Origin of the sequence: Arcticibacter eurypsychrophilus (assembly GCF_001730525.1) — a bacterium.
Lineage (GTDB): Bacteria > Bacteroidota > Bacteroidia > Sphingobacteriales > Sphingobacteriaceae > Arcticibacter > Arcticibacter eurypsychrophilus.
In genome coordinates this window covers 26407-43987 of record NZ_MDFN01000022.1, presented here as the reverse complement: position 1 = coordinate 43987, position 17581 = coordinate 26407, and the positions used below count along the sequence as shown (strand labels likewise).

At 39.8% G+C, this 17581-nt stretch carries 15 protein-coding genes; 6 read left to right on the top strand and 9 right to left on the bottom strand.

Features of this window, described 5'->3' with window-relative positions; translation table 11 throughout:
* Positions 1-3: 3 nt before the first annotated feature.
* From dnaK to BFL47_RS12890, 4 genes are all read right to left on the bottom strand, one after another.
* Positions 4-1914: a molecular chaperone DnaK gene (dnaK, locus tag BFL47_RS12905; protein WP_069660214.1), complete on the bottom strand. Its 1911-nt coding sequence runs from the start codon at positions 1912-1914 to the stop codon at positions 4-6.
* A gap of 144 nt (positions 1915-2058) precedes the next feature.
* Entirely contained in the window at positions 2059-3102 is a 1044-nt protein-coding gene (locus tag BFL47_RS12900; protein ID WP_245681365.1) for an FKBP-type peptidyl-prolyl cis-trans isomerase, read from the bottom strand.
* Between the two features lie 78 nt (positions 3103-3180).
* Positions 3181-4158, bottom strand: a complete 978-nt coding sequence (locus BFL47_RS12895; protein WP_069660213.1) for an FKBP-type peptidyl-prolyl cis-trans isomerase — start codon at positions 4156-4158, stop codon at positions 3181-3183.
* Between the two features lie 14 nt (positions 4159-4172).
* Positions 4173-5183 carry a DHH family phosphoesterase gene (locus BFL47_RS12890; protein ID WP_069660212.1) on the bottom strand — a complete coding sequence of 337 codons (1011 nt, stop codon included), beginning with the start codon at positions 5181-5183 and terminating at the stop codon, positions 4173-4175.
* Between the two features lie 150 nt (positions 5184-5333).
* On the opposite strand from BFL47_RS12890, the gene BFL47_RS12885 reads away from it, so the two are divergent.
* On the top strand, positions 5334-5753 hold the full coding sequence (locus tag BFL47_RS12885) for a nucleoside-diphosphate kinase (protein WP_069660211.1): 420 nt from the start codon (positions 5334-5336) through the stop codon (positions 5751-5753).
* Between the two features lie 38 nt (positions 5754-5791).
* Here the strand turns inward: BFL47_RS12885 and BFL47_RS12880 are convergent, their stop codons facing one another.
* Entirely contained in the window at positions 5792-6082 is a 291-nt protein-coding gene (locus BFL47_RS12880) for a DUF721 domain-containing protein (protein WP_069660210.1), read from the bottom strand.
* Positions 6066-7178 (bottom strand): DNA replication/repair protein RecF, encoded by a 1113-nt coding sequence (gene recF, locus BFL47_RS12875; protein WP_069660209.1) that lies wholly within the window; start codon positions 7176-7178, stop codon positions 6066-6068. Before recF ends, BFL47_RS12880 begins: the two co-directional genes overlap by 17 nt.
* Before the next feature lie 110 nt (positions 7179-7288).
* Here recF and BFL47_RS12870 point away from each other — a divergent pair, with 110 nt between their 5' ends.
* The 4 genes from BFL47_RS12870 to lipA all read left to right on the top strand — a co-directional run bounded on the left by BFL47_RS12870 (position 7289) and on the right by lipA (position 10062).
* On the top strand, positions 7289-7966 hold the full coding sequence (locus BFL47_RS12870) for a tetratricopeptide repeat protein (RefSeq protein ID WP_069660208.1): 678 nt from the start codon (positions 7289-7291) through the stop codon (positions 7964-7966).
* Between the two features lie 62 nt (positions 7967-8028).
* Positions 8029-8520 (top strand): 6,7-dimethyl-8-ribityllumazine synthase, encoded by a 492-nt coding sequence (ribH, locus tag BFL47_RS12865; protein WP_069660207.1) that lies wholly within the window; start codon positions 8029-8031, stop codon positions 8518-8520.
* 193 nt (positions 8521-8713) lie between these two features.
* Positions 8714-9043: a bacillithiol system redox-active protein YtxJ gene (gene ytxJ / locus BFL47_RS12860; protein ID WP_069660206.1), complete on the top strand. Its 330-nt coding sequence runs from the start codon at positions 8714-8716 to the stop codon at positions 9041-9043.
* 134 nt (positions 9044-9177) lie between these two features.
* Positions 9178-10062, top strand: a complete 885-nt coding sequence (gene lipA, locus BFL47_RS12855) for a lipoyl synthase (protein WP_069660205.1) — start codon at positions 9178-9180, stop codon at positions 10060-10062.
* Here the strand turns inward: lipA and BFL47_RS12850 are convergent.
* The 3 genes from BFL47_RS12850 to BFL47_RS12840 form a co-directional block, all read right to left on the bottom strand.
* Positions 10050-11543: a bifunctional ADP-dependent NAD(P)H-hydrate dehydratase/NAD(P)H-hydrate epimerase gene (locus tag BFL47_RS12850; protein ID WP_069660204.1), complete on the bottom strand. Its 1494-nt coding sequence runs from the start codon at positions 11541-11543 to the stop codon at positions 10050-10052. The genes lipA and BFL47_RS12850 overlap by 13 nt on opposite strands.
* A gap of 10 nt (positions 11544-11553) precedes the next feature.
* Complete coding sequence (gene uvrA / locus BFL47_RS12845; RefSeq protein ID WP_069660203.1) at positions 11554-14397, bottom strand: excinuclease ABC subunit UvrA; 2844 nt, start codon at positions 14395-14397, stop codon at positions 11554-11556.
* A gap of 145 nt (positions 14398-14542) precedes the next feature.
* Positions 14543-15379 carry a lytic transglycosylase domain-containing protein gene (locus BFL47_RS12840; RefSeq protein WP_245681364.1) on the bottom strand — a complete coding sequence of 279 codons (837 nt, stop codon included), beginning with the start codon at positions 15377-15379 and terminating at the stop codon, positions 14543-14545.
* Positions 15380-15590: 211 nt separating this feature from the next.
* Between BFL47_RS12840 and BFL47_RS12835 the strand changes: the two genes are divergently transcribed.
* Positions 15591-17543 (top strand): pseudouridine synthase, encoded by a 1953-nt coding sequence (locus BFL47_RS12835; protein WP_083257162.1) that lies wholly within the window; start codon positions 15591-15593, stop codon positions 17541-17543.
* Positions 17544-17581: the final 38 nt, after the last annotated feature.

Here is a 17581-nt window from a genome sequence, read left to right as displayed (position 1 = left end):
TAATTATTTTACTTCTTCGAAGTCAACATCAGTAACTGTGTCACCATTGCTGGCTGCATTTCCATTAGCAGCACCAGGTCCTGGATTAGGAGCACCCTGAGCACCCGCATCTTGCGTTCCCTTGTACATATCTTCAGAAGCTACATTCCAAGCGGCTTGCAATTCTTCCTGAGCTACGTCAATATCAGCAAAGCTTTTAGCAGCGTAAGCATCTTTCAATTTAGTGAAAGCACTTTCGATAGGCGCTTTTTTCTCAGCAGGGATTTTATCACCATACTCTTTTAACTGTTTTTCAGTTGAGAATATAAGTGCATCGGCAGCGTTAAGCTTGTCGATTTCTTCCCTTGCTTTTTTATCGGAATCAGCATTTTCTTCTGCTTCCAACTTCATCTTCTTAATCTCTTCGTCTGTTAAACCGGAAGATGCCTCGATACGAATTTTCTGTTCCTTACCTGTTGCTTTATCTTTGGCAGATACATGTAAGATACCATTCGCATCAATATCAAAAGTTACTTCGATTTGAGGTATACCACGAGGTGCTGGTGGAAGTCCATCTAAGTGGAAACGTCCAATAGTACGATTCTGGTTTGCCATAGGACGCTCACCCTGAAGAATATGAATTTCTACAGATGGTTGATTGTCTGATGCAGTAGAGAAAGTTTCAGATTTCTTACTTGGAATAGTGGTGTTAGACTCAATTAATTTAGTCATTACACTACCCATAGTTTCAATACCTAAAGAAAGTGGAGTAACATCAAGAAGCAATACATCTTTCACTTCTCCTGTTAACACACCACCCTGAATTGCTGCACCAATAGCTACAACTTCATCTGGGTTAACACCTTTAGAAGGTTCTTTACCAAAGAATGCTTTTACTGCATCCTGAATAGCAGGAATACGAGTAGAACCACCTACTAAGATCACTTCATCAATGTCTGCAATAGTCAATCCAGCGTTTTTCAAAGCTGAACGACAAGGCTCAATAGTACGTTTGATCAAACTGTCTGCCAATTGCTCAAATTTAGCACGACTTAAAGTCCGTACAAGGTGCTTCGGTCCATTTTGATCAGCAGTGATATAAGGAAGGTTGATCTCAGTTTGAGTAGAGCTTGATAATTCAATCTTCGCTTTTTCTGCAGCTTCTTTTAAACGTTGAAGAGCCATAGGATCTTTTGCAAGGTCCATACCATTCTCTGCCTTAAACTCTGTAGTTAACCAGTCAATGATCACATGGTCAAAGTCATCTCCACCAAGGTGAGTGTCACCATCAGTTGACTTAACTTCAAACACACCATCACCTAATTCAAGGATTGACACGTCATGAGTACCACCACCACAGTCGAACACAGCAATTTTCATATCTCTATGTGCTTTGTCCAAACCGTATGCTAAAGCAGCTGCAGTCGGTTCATTTATAATTCTTTTAACAGTTAGACCTGCAATTTCTCCAGCTTCTTTAGTAGCCTGACGTTGCGCATCATTGAAATAAGCAGGAACAGTAATAACCGCTTCTGTTACTTCATGGCCTAAGAAATCTTCTGCTGTTTTCTTCATCTTCTGAAGAATCATTGCTGAAATTTCCTGAGGAGTGTATTTACGACCGTCAATATCAACACGTGGTGTATTGTTATCACCTTTTAATACAGTGTATGGTACACGTGATGATTCCTTCGTTACTTCATTAAAGCTGTTTCCCATGAAACGCTTAATAGAGTAGATCGTTTTTGTTGGATTTGTAATTGCTTGACGTTTTGCAGGATCACCTACTTTACGTTCTCCGTTTTCAACAAACGCAACAATTGATGGAGTTGTGCGTTTTCCCTCGCTGTTGGCTATAACTACAGGCTCATTACCTTCCATTACGGCAACGCAAGAGTTTGTTGTTCCTAAGTCGATACCAATAATCTTTGACATATTATATTCTTCTTTATTATTTCTTAATTCAATAACTACTTCTTACTTATCAATGCTTATGCCAAGCTTATAATTCAACTGTTTGACACATGGAAAAGTAATAGCAGACAATAATGAAATTGTTTACGATGACAATATGACAGCTTATTTTGTCTTAGAGGTCACAACCTTCTTCTTAACTGTAGATTTTGTCTTAGGGGTCACTTTCTTAACTGACACCGTTTTTTTCACTGCTACGGCAGGTTTAGTGGTGGCTACAACTTTTTTAGCAGGTTTCACTTTCACTAATTCTACCTGGAAATCAAGCGTGCTAAAAGGAGCGATATCCTGGCCGGCACCCTTAGGTCCGTAAGCAAGTGCAGAAGGAATTAGAAAGCGTCCTTTTGATCCTTCATTCATCAGCAATAGCGCCTCATCCCACCCAGGAATTACTTCTCCCTGTCCAACTACAAAACTAATCGGCTCATAATTACGACCCGGTTGTTCCAGGCCAGCCTTTTTAGCTTCTGCCTCAATACTGGAATCAAAGGTTTTACCATTTAAGGTCCGTCCAATGTAATTTACTTCTACCGTGTCGCCTGCAGCAGGTTTCAGCTTCGAAGAAGGAGTCAGAATTAAATACCGTAAACCGGAAGGTGTTTGTGTGACCACCAACTTATTTTCTGCTACAAAAGCATCCATAATACGCAGTTCATTTGTTTTTAAAGAATCAGCGGCTTTAGCCTGTACATCCATCATCTTTTGACGTTCAGCCATTGCAGCCTCCATAGACTGAACATTCTCAACTTTTAAAACAAACTGAAGTGTACTTCCCTTAGGAAAGAAAGATGGACGTTCCATTTGGCCATCTTTAAATAAAGAATCACTGGGTATCTTCACAAATGCACTATCTTTCAATCCAAGCATCGGAAAGAAATACATCAAATCCGAAATACTCTTCGATGGCTCCACAGCTATTGTAACAGGCTTGCCTGATGCAAATGAGCTGAATAAAACAGAATCCTTATCCGTTTTTTGAGTAAAATTAAAGGTAATTACATCATTTAATTTTATTCGGGCCGCTGTGCCTTTGGTATAAATTTGATACTGAACTCCATTGGGCAATTGCTTTAAATCGGGCTTAGCCTGTCCAAATACCTGAACACTCAGCACAACCAACAATGCCATGATTAAATTTGCAGTTTTCATATGAGATTTAAAATTAAACATCCGGCTGAATATGCATCAGCCGGATGTTTGTTAAATTTTAATATAAGAAATAAGTTATTATTTTTTACCCTGAGCACCAACTGGAGCCGGAGCTGGAGCAATTACTGGAGCAGGAGAACCTGGTTTAGGTTTAATAATTTCCAACACTTCCATTTCAAATACTAATGGCATAAAAGGAGGAATAATCTGACTTCCTTGTTCGCCATAAGCTAAACTAGAAGGAATAATAAATTTAACCTTACTTCCTTTTGATAATAACAATAAGCCTTCATCAAAACCTGGAATTGTAGCATGTACACCTGCAGGGACCTTCATAGGTGTGTAAGGGCGCATTGCATTAAACAAACCTGGTTCTTTTTTAGCTACAGCCTGAATACTGGTATCAAATACTTTTCCTGTAAGGAAGCTACCTGTATAATCTAATTTAACGGTATCTCCAACTGCTGGTTTTGTACCATTACCTTCTTTTTCTACTATATAATTTAAGCCTGAAGCCGTTACTGTAGGTTTCAAATCATTAGCAGCGATAAATCTACTGATCTTACCAGCTTCCTGACTCTTAGCCTTAGCAACTTCTGCCTTTAAAAATTGGTCTACTTTACCCTGAAATAAACTATCTGTTAATGTACCTTTTGGAATTACTTTGTCAATCTTAAAAGTAAAGACCATGTACTTTCCTTTTGTGTTTGCTGGCTTTGGCATGTTCATTTTTGCCTGCAAAGAATCCAGATTGATTTTGAAAGTTGCACTATCACCTTCACTTAGCATTGCTAATGCAGCATAGATATCTCCTTTAAATGAAGATTTCTGTTCTGCGACAAACATAGGCCTGTCATAGTCATACGAATTAGATAAAGTAGAATCTTCTTCAGTTTTTTGGATCGCATGTAAAGCGATAAAGTCACCTTCTTTGATTGCAGCACCATCTTTATCCTCGTGGATAATATACTGCATATCACCTTCACCTTTTTTAAACTGTTTGCAGCTAGTAAACGCTAACGCTGCAATTCCCAACATAATTAAGCTCTTGTTCATTTTCTTTTTTGTAGTTATTGTATTAATAGACTTTTATATTCAATTAGAATTTCTTTAAATTTCAAGACGGTGTCATCCAGAGACAGATCAGATTGTCCCCCTGCTGCATTTCTGTGACCTCCTCCTTTAAAATATTTTTTACAAATTTCGTTGGCCGGAAAATCACCTGTAGAGCGAAGGGAAAGTTTAACAGTATCCGGTCGCTCAATAATAAGAGCAGCCAGTTTGATGCCATTTATTGTTAATGCATAATTAACCAATCCTTCTGAATCGCCTGTTGTAATTGTAAACCGCTTCAGTTCTTCTGCAGACACGGAAAAATATGCGGTCTTATACTCAGGAAGCACAACAAGCTTATTAAGTAAACAATAACCCAGAAAACGTAAACGGCTTTCAGAGAAGTTATCGTATACCAACTGATGAATTTTCCAGTTTTCTGCACCTCGCGTGATCAGATCTGCAACAATAATATGCACCCTTGGTGTGGTAGTCGGAAACCGGAAAGATCCCGAATCGGTCATAATACCCGTATACAAACAGGTAGCCACATCCTTATTGATCAATTCTGGCTCTTCCATCACCTGGACAATAAACTCATATACAAGCTGTGCTGTAGAACAAGCATTGATAGACCAGTACCGGTAATCATCAAAGTCCTGCGGTTCCAGGTGATGATCAATCATCACTTTTTTAGCCGGCGATTCTTGTATCTGAACGCCCATTTCATAGATCCTGTTCAATGCATTGAAATCCAGACAAAATACAAGTTCTGCCTCCGCTATAAAAGTATTGGACAGTTCTATTTGTTGAGGATAGATAAGGACTTCGGTATTATTGGGCATCCATTGAAGAAAAACCGGATAATCCGATGGCGTGATAACCCGTACATGATGCCCTTTCTGGATCAGATAGTTATAAAGCCCCAAAGATGAACCCATTGCATCGCCATCAGGCTTATGATGAGTGGTAATAACAATACGCCTGGGCAGCGTCAATAATTCTTTAAGGGTTTCTAACTCTAACATCATTTATTAAAAGAAATGCAAAGCTATTAAAAACCTTGATCTAACAAAATGCAATTATTTCTTATCTTCGCGCATAACTATCCGTCTTTTTCGCCAAATACTTCTTTTGCTACAAATTAAATTATAATTTTACGGCAACTTAAAAACACAATGGCAACAAACAGAACATTTACCATGATTAAGCCAGATGGCGTTGAAAACGACCATATTGGTGCTATACTGAATGATATCACTAAAGGGGGCTTTAAAATTATCGCATTAAAATACACTAAATTAACTGCAGAAACTGCAGGTGAATTTTATGCTGTACACAAAGGACGTCCTTTTTATAATGACCTGGTATCTTTTATGAGTTCAGGCCCTATCGTCGCTGCCATTCTTGAAAAAGACAATGCAGTGGAAGACTTCCGTACATTGATTGGTGCAACCGATCCGGCTAAAGCTGATGCAGGCACACTTCGTAATAAATATGCCAAGTCTATTGAAGCGAACACAGTACATGGTTCCGATTCAGATGAAAATGCAGCTATTGAAGGGAACTTCTTCTTCTCTCAGTTTGAGCGTTTTTAAAAAACCACTTATAAACAAGGTCTATCAAAGGACCTTGTTTATAAAAATACAATATCCTCAAGCACATCCGCCCCTGCCCGCTCATTCATCTTATCCAGAATCTGAGAACGGATCATCAGTAATTCATTTTTCAACACCGAAGATTCCACACGGATAAATAATTTTTTATCACGGATATATAACTGACGCGTACGATTAGCTACAGCAGGACCCATCATTTCCGGCCATGCTGCAACAAGCGAGGTTTCATCAAACTTTCTCTTTAGCTTATATACCCGCAACATTTGTTCAATAGCCTCTTTGATTGGCTTGTCATTCGGTTTTCTCATTTTGTATCACTCCTTTCCTTACCTCAAATATAGTTAGGCCAACTCCAATACCTGAAAAGATTCCTTCAATACGCTCTCTGTTGGTATCCGTCAGAAATATTTGTCCAAAATCATCATGAGACACCATTTGCATTAACTTCTTAATCCGCTTGTCATCCAACTTATCAAAAATATCATCCAGCAATAGCAAAGGCTTATACCCTTTCTTCATCTGCAGAAAACTATACTGAGCTAACTTCAAAGCAATAAGAAATGACTTCTGCTGTCCCTGTGACCCAAATTTCTTCATCGGCATACCGTTTACACTGAAGCTTAAATCATCTTTGTGGATGCCCATTGTGGTACGCTGAAGGAAACGATCGCGCTCCACTGATTTTTTCAACAGTGCTGCAAATTCATCATGAAACAAAGGAGAATCATATATTAACTCAACCTGTTCAGCTTCTTCAGTCAGATATTTATAATGTTTTTCGAATACTGGGATAAAAACAGACATAAAAGCCTTTCGCTTTTCAAATATTATTTGACCGGATGCGATCATCTGGTCATCAATAACCTCCATTAGTTCCGGATCATACTGCCCTCTTTCTGCAATCCTTTTTAATAAAGCATTTCTGTTGAGCAGATTTTTATTATAAATAATCAGTTCATCCAGATAGTGCCCATCGGTTTGAGAAATCACATTATCGATAAAACGACGACGTTCTTCACTTCCTTCAATAATAATACTGACATCATTAGGGGAAATCATGACAGATGGAAAGAGACCAATATGGTCGGCCAATCGCTGATATTCCTTCTTATTCCGACGAAATAGCTTTTTTTGATTGCGCTTAAGCGAGCAGGAAATCACTTCATTTGATCCGTCCATATCAAAAACACCCTGTATCATGAAGAAATCACATGCATTTTTGATTTGCTGGGAGTCTATTGGATTAAAATAACTTTTACAAAGGGAAAGATAATGAATCGAATCCAGAAGGTTGGTCTTACCTGCTCCATTATCGCCCGTAAAGGCGTTAACTGAAGGTGATAAGGCCAATTCGGCCTCTTCATAATTCTTAAAATTTAATAGGGATAATTTCTCCAGCCACATACTATCAGTGACAAAGTTAATCTTTCAAAAACAATTTAAGTTTTTTCTTTCTACAATCACTTGTTAGTAACCCTTAAAAACGTATTTTTGCAAACTTCAATTTTACGCAAATGGCGACAAATCAAATGGATACTAAAACTCAATCAAATATGCTGACAAACCCAGGGCACTTTGTGCAGGAGAACAAGAAAAGTCTGGCTGTTATTGGCGGAGCAATAGTAGCACTTATTTTACTTTACATCGGATATCAACAATTCTACTTAGCACCCCGTGCAGAAACGGCTGCAAATGAAATGTTTAAAGCAGAAGAATACGTAGCCGTTGATTCTTTAGCTGACAGAGCTATTAAGGGTGATGGTTCATATCCGGGCTTTGAAACAATAGCTGACGAATACTCCAGCACTAAATCTGCTAATCTTGCCAATGCTTATCTGGGTGGTTTATACCTGCAAAAGGGTGAATTCGAGAAAGCCATTGATGCATTAGGTAACTACAGCAGTACCGGTAGTATTGTTATCGACCCATTGGTATTAGGCATGTTAGGTGATGCTTATTCTGAATTAAAAGAGTACGATAAATCAATTACTTACTACAAAAAAGCAGCAAGCAAATCTGATAACACCTTTACTTCTCCTCTTTTCTTGAAAAAGCTAGGTCTCGTTTACGAAGAGCAAAAAGAATTTAAATCTGCTGCTGATACCTATAAAAAAATTAAAGAAAATTATCCAACAAGCATTGAAGCCTCTGTTATAGATACTTACATTGCACGTGCGGAAGCTCGTTTATAAATACTGAGCTTTATAAATAATTAAATGGTTACCTAAAGGGTAGCCATTTTTCATTTGTTCCTATGGCAACTCATCTCAAGAATCTTTCCGACTTTTCACATACAACAATTCCATCCGCTGAATCGTTCAGGTTTGCTATTGTTACCGCACAATGGAATGCGGACATAACCGGTGCTTTATATCAGGGTGCATATGATATGTTTATTCAACAAGGTACACTTCCGGAAAACATCCTTTCATTTACTGTACCCGGCAGTTTCGAACTGATTGTAGCTGCAGAAATGATATTAAACACACAGCAAGTAGATGCAGTAATTTGTTTAGGCTGCATTATCCAGGGAGATACTCCTCACTTCGATTATATCTGTAATGCAGTTGCAAATGGCATCAGTAATGTAGGCATTAAGCATGCTATACCGGTGATCTTCGGTGTATTAACAACCTTAAATTTAGAACAAGCACAAGAAAGGGCAGGCGGCAAACATGGCAATAAAGGAACCGAAGCAGCAGCTTCAGCTATACTTATGGCCGATTTGCAGCGTTTACTTAAATAATAATCATATTAGAAAGCTGTTGATCAGATAGTTTTCTTATTTTAACAACATGAAAAGAGTTACGTTACTATTCTTATTATTAATTACTGCATGTACAGTTTTTCAATCTTGTTCAAACAAAGTATGCCCTGCATATAACTCATACCCCAAATCACGCAGATAAAATTCAACTTTGTATTTTAATTTTACACCTATGAACTGGATACAACTAGAAACGATACAACAACTACAGGACATACAGCACATTAGTGGCTACAGTATTTTATTTAAACACAGTACCCGATGCCCAATTAGCATGATGGCTAAGAAAAGATTTGAGCTTGACAAGGGTGCTCTTCCCCAGGAAACTTCTTTATATTTTTTGGACTTAATTAAGCACCGGGACCTTTCTGCAGCAGTAGCGAAAACTTTTGATGTATACCATGAGTCCCCTCAATTACTTCTCATAAAGGATGGAAAGTGTATTTATCATGCATCCCATGGCGAAATTTCAGGTGAAATAGCAGCTGCACATATTTCATAAATACGCTGCAATCAAACAGGGAAACGTATTAAATCATAAAATTTTTACATAAATCACACTCCAAATCTCTCTCAATTGTCAAATTGCACTGAAGTATGACCATTACCTAAGGTCTAATTATTTACATTTGCGATATGATCGAATTGCTGGTAATACCTGCCAACCAATCTCAGAGGAGACCAAACTGGCTACGGGTTAAACTACCCGTCGGAAAAGAATACGCAAGTGTAAGAGGATTAGTCGATACCCACAAACTTCATACGATTTGCGAAAGTGGCAATTGTCCCAATATGGGTGAATGCTGGGGTGCCGGTACCGCTACCTTTATGATTCTTGGTAATATTTGTACCCGCTCATGCTCATTTTGCGCTGTGTCCACAGGAAGACCTCTTGCTGTAGATTTGGATGAACCCAATAGGGTTGCCAATTCTATCAAATTAATGAGCGTCAAACATGCCGTTATTACTTCTGTAGATCGTGACGATCTCAAAGATGGAGGCTCAATCATTTGGGCTGAAACCATACGTGCTGTAAGAAGAGAAAGTCCCGCCACTACTATGGAAACTTTGATTCCAGACTTCAGAGGAATTTGGGATAACCTGTATCGCGTATGCGAAGAACGCCCGGAAATGATCTCTCATAACATAGAAACCGTTAGAAGATTAACCAAACAGGTTCGTGTTCAAGCCAAATACGATAGAAGTATGGAAGCATTGCACCGGATTTCTGAATTTGGATTACGTACCAAGTCTGGTATCATGTTAGGTTTAGGTGAAACAGAACCTGATGTCATTGAAACCATGCAGGATCTTGCAAATACAGGCGTTCATGTGCTAACAATAGGTCAGTATCTTCAGCCTTCAAAAAATCATCACCCTGTAATGGACTGGATCCACCCGGATCAGTTTGCTAAATATAAAGAAATAGGACAGCAAATGGGATTCAAGTATGTAGAAAGTGGTCCACTGGTCCGTTCATCTTATCACGCTGAAAAACACTTATTTGATCAGGTAGTATAATTCGCTGCAATAGTGGCTGGCAGCCTTTTAATCAGACTAGAGGCAGGAACAACATAATCATTGCCTTCTTCGCCAGCTGCCCCGTGAATATAAACACCTAAAATAACGGCGTCTTCTATACTATAACCTTGGGAGATAAAGGAGGTGATCATCCCTGTTAAAACATCACCCATCCCTCCACTGGCCATTGCCGGACTACCTGTAGGGTTGAATAAACACTTCCCATCTCTTGTAAAAATCATTGTATACTGATTTTTAAGCAGTATGGTGCAACCCAGAGTTACCGCACGGTCTATTCCTGTGACAACCCTGTCCCACCAACTCTCATGCTTCCCAAACAACCGGTCAAATTCTTTCACATGAGGGGTTAAAACAGATCCTTCCGGAATGATTTGCATCAAGTCGTTATTCTGTGCAATTAAATTTAGCGCATCAGCATCAATTACTACGGGTTTATTGTACTCTTTTAACGTTTTTGTAAGTAAGGCCAAACTTTCAGGGGAAGAACCTATGCCCGGGCCAATACCTACAGCCTGGTAGGTATTCCATTTCAAATCTCCATTGACATTTTTATTCAGAATAGCCATAACCTCGGGCACCCTGGTATTTAAAGCAGTTAAACCCTCTTCCGGCACACAGGCCGTTGTTAAACCAGCTCCGGTACACATACAGGCTTCAGCACTCAAAAGTGCAGCACCCATAGTTTCAGGCGCGCCTGCAATGATTAGCGCATGTCCATAGGTTCCCTTATGAGTAAAATTAGCTCGTTTTTTTAAACGAGATGCAATATCTTTTTGAGTAATCAGGTAATAAGGTGTTGTCAGTGACTGAATATAATGCTCATTCAATCCAATATCCACTACTTTAATCTCTTTGATAAAACCTGCAGATTCAGGCAAAAAGAAATTCACTTTTGCCCGCTGAAAAGAAATAACCAGGTCTGCAACCAGTACCGTATCTGACAATTTCATAGCGCCCTCTGATTTAAAACCGGTAGGGATATCTACAGCAACAACTACCTTGTTAAGCACATTGATCTTTTCCACCAACATCCTGAACTCACCCTCTAGTGGCTTATTCAGGCCCGAACCTATCAGGGCATCTATAATGAGTTCCGCCTCTTCCTTATCCAATTCATCGGCATGCACTAATTCAGCAACAGGAATAGGAGTAGATTCTATATCAATGAGATTAGCGTCGAAATCAGCACTGCTTCTATCAGAAAAACGGGCTATTTTAACATTTAAGTGGCTGTATCCTTCCTGGTATAACAACCGGGCAATCGCCAGTCCATCCCCACCATTATTTCCGGTACCACAATAAACCGCTATTTTAAGATAACGTTCCGGATACTCTCTGGAGAAAGCCTTTACAAAAGACTGTGAAGCTTGCTCCATTAATTGCAATGAGGATAATTTAAATGTAGCACAGGTATGAGCATCTGTGTCTCGCATTTGGGCAGCACTTAAAATATTTTCCATAGCTCAATATTTATCTTCCCATTTCTATCTTTAAAAATTGTCCGGTAAAGCTCTTTTTGACCTTTACAAGATCATCCGGCGTTCCTTCAAATAAAACCACTCCTCCTGCATCTCCTCCTTCCGGACCAAGATCTATTACCCAGTCTGATACCTTTACCACGTCCAGGTTATGCTCAATCACCAGAATAGTATTTCCATGATCGACCAGTTTGTTCAACACGCCCAGAAGTACATTGATATCTTCAAAATGAAGTCCCGTTGTTGGCTCATCCAGAATATAGAATGTTTGTCCTGTATCTTTTTTAGAAAGTTCCGTTGCCAGCTTCACCCGCTGCGCTTCCCCTCCTGATAAGGTTGTAGATGATTGTCCCAGTTTGATATACCCGAGACCTACATCAAAAAGTGTTTTAATCTTTCGGTGAATAGAAGGAATAAGTTCAAAGAAATCAACCGCCTCTTCAATGCTCATATCCAGTACATCACTGATTGACTTACCTTTATAACGCACTTCAAGGGTTTCCCTATTGTATCGTCTTCCATTGCATTCTTCGCATGGTACGTGTACGTCAGGTAAGAAATTCATCTCAATAACCTTCATGCCTGCACCCTGACAAGTTTCGCACCGTCCGCCCTTTACATTAAAAGAAAAGCGGCCGGGTTTATATCCACGGATTTTTGCTTCCGGTAAACCCACATACAGATTACGGATATCAGAAAACACACCTGTATAGGTAGATGGATTGGAACGTGGTGTACGCCCTATAGGACTTTGATCAATCTCAATAACTTTATCAATATGTTCAAGTCCCACGATTGCCTTATAAGGCATAGGAATTTTCTTTGCTCTGAAAAAGTGATGATTCAGAATAGGATATAAAGTTTCACCTATTAGGCTTGATTTACCACTGCCTGAAACACCGGTAACACAAATCAGCTTACCTAATGGAAACCTGACGGTTACATTCTTCAAATTATTACCTGTCGCATTTTTAAGGATCAACTCCTGCCCATTTCCTTTACGTCTCTGCGAAGGAATAGCAATTGATTTTTCACCACTCAGATAGGCGTTAGTAAGCGTTTTCGCATTTCGCACCTCTGCTGGTGTACCCTGAGCAACCACTTCGCCTCCTCTCACACCTGCTGCCGGCCCCATATCAATTACATGGTCAGCTTCCAGAATCATATCTTTATCATGCTCAACAACCAACACCGAGTTGCCAATATCACGCAGGTTCTTTAATGCAGATATAAGGCGTGCATTATCCCGTTGATGGAGACCTATACTTGGCTCATCCAAAATATATAATACATTGACGAGTTGCGACCCAATTTGGGTAGCCAAACGAATGCGTTGTGCCTCTCCCCCCGACAACGTTTTTGCGGTCCGGTTTAAGGTTAAGTAATTCAAACCTACGTCCAGCAGAAAACCAATGCGGGAACGAATCTCCTTTAATATCTCTTTCCCGATAATGTTCTGACGCTCACTAAGCTTCGATTCTATATCCTCAAACCAATTCCCCAGCTTGACGATACTCATGGAAGAGAGCTCATAGATATTTTTATCACTGATCCGAAAATTCAAAGACTCCTTCTTTAATCGGGCACCATGACATACCGGGCAGGTCCTGAGTACACGGAAGTTTTCCAGATCCTTTGACGAATCATCTACACCCTTATCTGCCTGTTCTTCCAGCATTTTGATGATTCCATCAAAAGTAACCTGATAATTTTGAACGTTCCACTTATTATAGGCTACCGGAACGGTTATCATTTCATCCGATCCGTTTAATACCATTTCCAAAATCTCTCGTGGAAGTTTTTCTATTGGATCTGATAAAGAAAAATCCTTCTTCTTTGCTAGTGCTTTCAACATCTGAAACATCCAGGTTTCCCTGTATTCGCCTAAAGGTGCTAGTCCGCCTTTCATGATGCTCAACTTCGGATCAGGAACAATTGACGATTCATCAATTTCAAATATGGTACCCAACCCATCACATCGTTCACATGCACCATACGGCGAGTTGAACGAGAACGTGTTAGGCTGTGGTTCATCATAAGAAATCCCTGATTCAGGATCCATTAGGAATTTACTGAAAAAGAATTCGTTCTGCTCCTCATCCGCAATCTTTATAATCCCTTTGGATGTTTTTAATGCGGACTGGATGGAAGTATTTAATCGCTTACTATCATTTTGCGATACATATAACCGATCGATAACCATTTCAATATCATGGATCTTATAGCGGTCAAGCTGCATCTTAGGCGTAAGATCAACAATCTTGCCGTCAACCCTTACCTTTAAATACCCTTGTTTGCGAATCTGCTCAAAGAGCTCTCTGTAATGACCCTTTCGGCCTTTTACAACAGGAGCCAGCACTGCAATAGCTTTACCGTCAAACTGCTGCAAAACACTTTGGAGCATCTGCCCTTCGGACATACGCTCCATTTTTTTGCCCGAAACATGAGAATAAGCTTCACCTGCCCTGGCAAAAAGCAGTCGCATAAAGTCATAAATTTCAGTAATAGTACCCACTGTAGAACGTGGATTTTTAGATGTGGTCTTCTGCTCGATTGCGATAACCGGACTTAATCCGGAAATTTTATCCACATCAGGTCGCTCCATGCCTCCCAGAAACTGCCGGGAATAGGCACTGAAGGTTTCCATATAGCGTCTCTGACCTTCTGCATATATGGTATCAAAGGCCAAAGAGGACTTACCACTGCCACTTAATCCGGTTATTACTACCAACTGATTGCGTGGAAAAGAAACGTCTATATTTTTTAAATTATGAACCCTGGCTCCGTAAACCTCTACTTCGCTTTGCTCGCCAAGATCAGGTGTGCTTTTATCCATTAATTAATACCTCTTGAAATTAAAGTGTAAAGATCGGTTAATAGAATTTAAATAAAGCCTTGGATTTGGAATTTTACAGTTTACTTAAAGACCTCAGGCCAATCTCTCCCCAGATTTCGCATGTCGGTCTTCAAATAAAATAAATCTATAACTCCTGCTTTTGCAGCAGATTCAATGCCGTAATTGCATTTTGCTCTATAACCGGATTAATATATACCGGTGCAGGCCTTGTTTCCTTGGCAAGCAGGTTTTTGTTCCGACTTGCAAATCCATACTTGATCGGATTTTCAATCACTTCTTTCATGGATACTAATTTATATACATAAGAAGCAGTTTCCTTATTCAGCTTCAGCTTAAAATAATTCTTGTGCCCTTGAGCATGTATTTGCCTCCGTAAGCTATTTTCTCCTAAATTATAAGCTGCTGCAACCAACGTCCAATTGTTGAATTCCTTATACAGGTCTTTTAAATACCTGCACGCAGCAACAGTGGATCTTTTCATGTTATGTCTTTCATCCTGATCGCCATTAACAACCAGTCCATAACTCCGTGCTGTTCCAGGCATAAACTGCCAATATCCAGCAGCACCTTTAACAGAAGTTCCACCCTTTAAGCCACTTTCAACTAATGGCAAATATTTGAAATCCTCCGGAATGCCATACCTTTTTAAAATCGGCTCTATAATAGGAAACCAACGGGCTGCCTTATGATGTAACCGATCTGTTTGAATATGCTCATAACTACTGGCTTTCAAATAACGCTTCATTCTCCTGGATACCTTTAAACGTTCAACTGGTATCACTTCACTTGCAAACTCATAAGAGTAGGATGGAGATGAATCTTTTTCCTCTTGGGGAGAAGGGACATCCACTTTTTGTGGAAACGAATTAACGTATGTTACTGAAGTTCTGCTGACCCCGATTTTTGCTAAAATCATAATCATAACAACTGCAAAACACGCCATCAAATGTTTCTTAATCATGCGTTCCTTACTATGTTTAAATAAAAAAGATTACAAAGATATACAATATATATCTAATAACCAAGCACTTATACACTACTGCCTAAAAATCAGGCCTTTATTGCCTGCTTTCTGAGCAATTCTGTATAAATAATTAAATCCGTACGTTACGGCTTTAATTATTTATTTTAACTAACTTTGCCCCCCATTTAAAATAGGTTAGCAGTATAGTATGCCAGAAAATAATAATCGGAAAAGTCGCGACGACAAGTCCTTCAATACCAATCGTTTTGATAAAACATCAAAAACAGAACGTCCGGACAAGACAAACACAGAAAGAAGAAGAAAGTTTGACGGAGATCGTAAAAGACCAACAAGTGATCGTCCGGGAAGATCAGATCGCCCAGCGTCTGATGAAAGAGGTGATCGTAAAAGAACGGATGACCGTCCCCCTTTCGCAAACAGATCAACAGATTCCAGAGAAAGAAGCCGTGACTTTAAAGCCGGAGGAGAACGCTCCTCAGACAAAAGATCATTCAGTTCTGACAGAAGAAGTACTTCTTCAGGAAGCCGCCCACAAAGCGACCGTCCATACGAAAGGAAACCTTTCAATTCGGACAGAAAACCTTACGGTGAGGACAGAAAGACTTTTGGCGATGACAAAAGAGAAAGAAGACCATTAGGCGAAGACAGAGGACCACGTACTACTGGCAGCAGGCCTCAAAGTGATCGCCCATACGAAAGAAAACCATTCAGCTCCGATAGGAAACCTTACGGTGAAGACAGAACTTCAGGTAGCCGCCCTCAAAGCGACCGCCCATACGAAAAGAAACCATTCAGCTCCGATAGAAAACCATTTGGCGAAGACAGAACTTCAGGTAGCCGTCCACAAGGCGATCGTCCTTACGAAAAAAAATCGTTCAATTCGGATAGAAAGCCCTTCAGTTTTGACAGAAAACCTTCCGGTGATGATAGAACATCAGGCAGCCGTCCACAAGGCGACCGCCCATACGAAAGAAAACCTTTCAGTTCTGACAGAAAACCTTTCGGTGAAGACAGAACTTCAGGTAGCCGTCCACAAGGCGACCGCCCTTACGAAAAGAAACCTTTCAGTTCTGACAGAAAACCTTTCAATTCTGACAGAAAACCTTTCAATTCGGACAGAAAACCTTTCAATTCGGACAGAAAACCATTTGGTGATGACAGGAAGGCTTTTGGTGATGATAAGAGAGAAAGAAAACCGTACAGTGCGGACAGAAAACCTTACGGTGAAGATAGAAAACCACGTACTCCAGGTAGCGTAACACAAAGCGACCGTTCATACGACAGAAGGCCTGCTGATGACGGAAGATCTACGGAACGCAAAACAGAAAACGGAGAGAACAGAAAATGGACTTCTGAAGAAAAGATCGAAGGATCAAACCTTCGTGCAAGGAAAAAACCCTATTCTCCTTCTCAACCTGCAGATGCAACTATCAGACTGAACAGATATATTGCTAATGCCGGGATTTGTTCCCGCAGAAAAGCGGATGAATTAATTGAAGCAGGTGTAATTACCGTGAATGGTGAAGCGGTCAATGAGCTAGGTTTCAAAATCAATCCAATGACGGACGTGATCCGTTACAATGGCGAAACATTGAAACGTGAGAAAATGACTTATGTGCTTTTAAATAAGCCTAAAGATTATCTCACCACTACTGACGATCCTCAGGAACGCAAAACGATCATGCAGCTTGTAGACAAAGCTTCTAAAGAGCGGATCTATCCTATTGGCAGATTGGACAGGAACACAACAGGTTTAATCCTGCTGACTAATGATGGCGATCTTACCGATAAGCTGTCTCATCCCCGTCATAACATTACCAAAATTTACCATGTAGAACTGGATAAGAGTCTTAGCCAGGGCGATATGAATAAGATTGCGTATGGTATTGAACTTGAAGATGGTATGATGAAACCTGATGAAATCAGCTACGTTGCCGGTGGAAGTAAAAAAGAAATCGGAATTCAAATCCATAGTGGAAAAAATAGAATAGTACGTCGTTTATTCGAACACCTTGGATACGAAGTAGTTAAACTTGACAGAGTGGTTTATGCCAACCTGACTAAAAAAGACTTACCTCGTGGAAGATGGAGATACCTTGACGAAAAAGAGATCATCCAACTGAAACATCTAATAAAATAATAAAAAGCATAGTCGAAATCTATGTACAGCCCTCAAGA

Bases quoted from the DNA above. Each gene is read 5' to 3' on its own strand.
- dnaK (WP_069660214.1), bottom strand. From the start codon at position 1,914: ATGTCAAAGATTATTGGTATCGACTTAGGAACAACAAACTCTTGCGTT.
- BFL47_RS12900 (WP_245681365.1), bottom strand. From the start codon at position 3,102: ATGAAAACTGCAAATTTAATCATGGCATTGTTGGTTGTGCTGAGTGTT.
- BFL47_RS12895 (WP_069660213.1), bottom strand. From the start codon at position 4,158: ATGAACAAGAGCTTAATTATGTTGGGAATTGCAGCGTTAGCGTTTACT.
- BFL47_RS12890 (WP_069660212.1), bottom strand. From the start codon at position 5,183: ATGTTAGAGTTAGAAACCCTTAAAGAATTATTGACGCTGCCCAGGCGT.
- BFL47_RS12885 (WP_069660211.1), top strand. From the start codon at position 5,334: ATGGCAACAAACAGAACATTTACCATGATTAAGCCAGATGGCGTTGAA.
- BFL47_RS12880 (WP_069660210.1), bottom strand. From the start codon at position 6,082: ATGAGAAAACCGAATGACAAGCCAATCAAAGAGGCTATTGAACAAATG.
- recF (WP_069660209.1), bottom strand. From the start codon at position 7,178: ATGTGGCTGGAGAAATTATCCCTATTAAATTTTAAGAATTATGAAGAG.
- BFL47_RS12870 (WP_069660208.1), top strand. From the start codon at position 7,289: ATGGCGACAAATCAAATGGATACTAAAACTCAATCAAATATGCTGACA.
- ribH (WP_069660207.1), top strand. From the start codon at position 8,029: ATGGCAACTCATCTCAAGAATCTTTCCGACTTTTCACATACAACAATT.
- ytxJ (WP_069660206.1), top strand. From the start codon at position 8,714: ATGAACTGGATACAACTAGAAACGATACAACAACTACAGGACATACAG.
- lipA (WP_069660205.1), top strand. From the start codon at position 9,178: ATGATCGAATTGCTGGTAATACCTGCCAACCAATCTCAGAGGAGACCA.
- BFL47_RS12850 (WP_069660204.1), bottom strand. From the start codon at position 11,543: ATGGAAAATATTTTAAGTGCTGCCCAAATGCGAGACACAGATGCTCAT.
- uvrA (WP_069660203.1), bottom strand. From the start codon at position 14,397: ATGGATAAAAGCACACCTGATCTTGGCGAGCAAAGCGAAGTAGAGGTT.
- BFL47_RS12840 (WP_245681364.1), bottom strand. From the start codon at position 15,379: ATGATTAAGAAACATTTGATGGCGTGTTTTGCAGTTGTTATGATTATG.
- BFL47_RS12835 (WP_083257162.1), top strand. From the start codon at position 15,591: ATGCCAGAAAATAATAATCGGAAAAGTCGCGACGACAAGTCCTTCAAT.